The 1,907-nt window shown below is 65.2% G+C and carries 3 protein-coding genes; all 3 read left to right on the top strand.

All coding sequences use genetic code 11. The features are described 5' to 3' along the window. The first annotated feature begins 200 nt into the window (after positions 1-200). Positions 201-1,094: an S-methyl-5'-thioadenosine phosphorylase gene (locus tag QZY48_RS27940; RefSeq protein WP_295436910.1), complete on the top strand. Its 894-nt coding sequence runs from the start codon at positions 201-203 to the stop codon at positions 1,092-1,094. Between the two features lie 72 nt (positions 1,095-1,166). Then, positions 1,167-1,454 carry a hypothetical protein gene (locus QZY48_RS27935; protein ID WP_295436912.1) on the top strand — a complete coding sequence of 96 codons (288 nt, stop codon included), beginning with the start codon at positions 1,167-1,169 and terminating at the stop codon, positions 1,452-1,454. Continuing rightward, a complete protein-coding gene (locus QZY48_RS27930; RefSeq protein ID WP_295436908.1) occupies positions 1,339-1,866 on the top strand; it encodes an adenine phosphoribosyltransferase in 528 nt (175 codons plus the stop codon). The genes QZY48_RS27935 and QZY48_RS27930 overlap by 116 nt, the downstream gene beginning before the upstream one ends. Positions 1,867-1,907: the final 41 nt, after the last annotated feature.

Below are 1,907 nucleotides of genomic sequence, written 5' to 3'. Positions count from 1 at the left end.
TGGCGCGCGCCAAGGCTGAAGCCTTGGACTCCAGGCACTTGGGCCGCGGCGCTTAACTTAGCGGCAGTGTCCTTTAAGGAGGGGAGTCCAAGACCCCCGGCGGCGGCCCGCGGTGCCGCGACTCCCCCCGGCTGATGACCGGGATCGGCGAAATGGTGTACCCTCTCGGGCCGGTTGGCAATCACGTTTCGGAGGAGTCAATGGCAGGCAACAGTAGCGCCCCGGTGCTCGGGATCATCGGCGGCAGCGGCGTCTATGACATCGAGGGCTTGAGCAACAAGCGCTGGCGGCGCATCGACTCGCCCTTCGGTGCACCCTCCGACGAGTTGCTGTGCGGCGAACTGAACGGACAGCAGATGGTGTTCCTGCCGCGCCATGGCCGCGGCCACCGGATCCCGCCCTCCGAGATCAACTTCCGCGCCAACATCGACGCACTCAAGCGCGCCGGGGCCACCGAGGTGATCTCGGTCAGCGCCGTGGGCTCGCTGCGCGAACATCTGCGTCCCGGCATGTTCGTCATCGTGGATCAGTTCATCGACCGCACCTTTGACCGCGTCAAGAGCTTTTTCGGTACCGGGCTGGTGGCGCACGTGTCGATGGCGCACCCGGTGTGCCGTCGGCTCGGCGACCATCTCGAGACCGCGGCGCGCGCGGCGGGGATCGAGGTGGCGCGCGGCGGTACCTATCTGGTCATGGAGGGTCCGCAGTTCTCCAGCCTGGCCGAGTCCGAGCTCTACCGCAGTTGGAACTGCGACGTCATCGGCATGACCAACATGCCCGAGGCCAAGCTGGCACGCGAGGCGGAGCTGTGCTACGCGACGGTGGCCATGGTCACCGATTTCGATTGCTGGCACCCCAACCATGACGACGTCACGGTCGATGCCATCGTCCGGGTCCTGCTGGCCAATGCCGACAATGCCCGCGGCCTGGTGAAGCAGGTCGCGCCGCTGCTGCACAACGATGCCGCTGCGCCCGCCTGCGGTTGCCGCAGCGCGCTGGAGCACGCACTGATCACGCCGCCGGACGCGCGCGACCCCGAGCTGGTCCGGCGCCTGGAGGCGGTGGCCGGGCGTGTGCTGCACCTCGCCAAGTAACCAGTCAAGAACAAGTTAGCCAGCATCGTTGTCGTTGTCGTTGTCGTAATCGTAATCGTAATCGGAGAAGCGATGCAATTCGGCGTGCGAGAGAACCCGGGGCGCTACGATAACTTCGATTACGACAACGACAACGACAACGACAACGACGCGGCCACGACGCGGCCACGACGCGACAAGTATTCCCTAATGGACTTGTTTAACCTATCAGCGAACCGTTCCCAACCGTTGCCGGAAGACCTCTATGCCCATCAAGTCGCGTATTCGCACCGTTCCCCATTATCCCAAGCCGGGCGTCATGTTTCGCGACATCACGACCTTGCTCAAGGACCCCGTCGGCTTTCGCGTCACCATCAATGAATTGGTCAACCGCTATACCGGCGCGAAGATCGACCGCGTGGCCGCCATCGAGGCGCGCGGGTTCATCATCGGCGCGGCCCTGGCCTATCAACTCGGGGTCGGCTTCGTGCCGATTCGCAAGAAGGGCAAGCTGCCGGCCGAGACCGTCGGCCACGACTACGACCTCGAATACGGCACCGACCGCATCGAGATGCATGTCGATGCGGTGTCCCAGGGCGAGCGGGTGCTGCTGGTCGATGACCTGATCGCCACCGGCGGCACGGCCGAGGCCGCCTGCAAGCTGATCGAGAGCATGGGCGGTACGCTCGTCGAGTGCTGTTTCGTCATCGATCTGCCCGATCTCGGCGGGCGCGCACGGCTGGAAAAGCACGGCCAGAAGGTGTTTGCGCTCTGTGAGTTCGAGGGCGACTGAACCCCGCTGCCCGTCCGGCCCGGCCTGGGAGCGCCGCACCC

The organism is uncultured Thiodictyon sp., from assembly GCF_903828115.1.
Taxonomy (GTDB): domain Bacteria; phylum Pseudomonadota; class Gammaproteobacteria; order Chromatiales; family Chromatiaceae; genus Thiodictyon.
Note: the sequence above shows the minus strand (reverse complement) of the source record. Positions and strands in the feature narration are given on the sequence as shown.

What these genes read in the sequence shown, in the direction of transcription:
- QZY48_RS27935 (WP_295436912.1), top strand. Translation starts at nt 1,167, where the DNA reads ATGCAATTCGGCGTGCGAGAGAACCCGGGGCGCTACGATAACTTCGAT.
- QZY48_RS27930 (WP_295436908.1), top strand. Translation starts at nt 1,339, where the DNA reads ATGCCCATCAAGTCGCGTATTCGCACCGTTCCCCATTATCCCAAGCCG.
- QZY48_RS27940 (WP_295436910.1), top strand. Translation starts at nt 201, where the DNA reads ATGGCAGGCAACAGTAGCGCCCCGGTGCTCGGGATCATCGGCGGCAGC.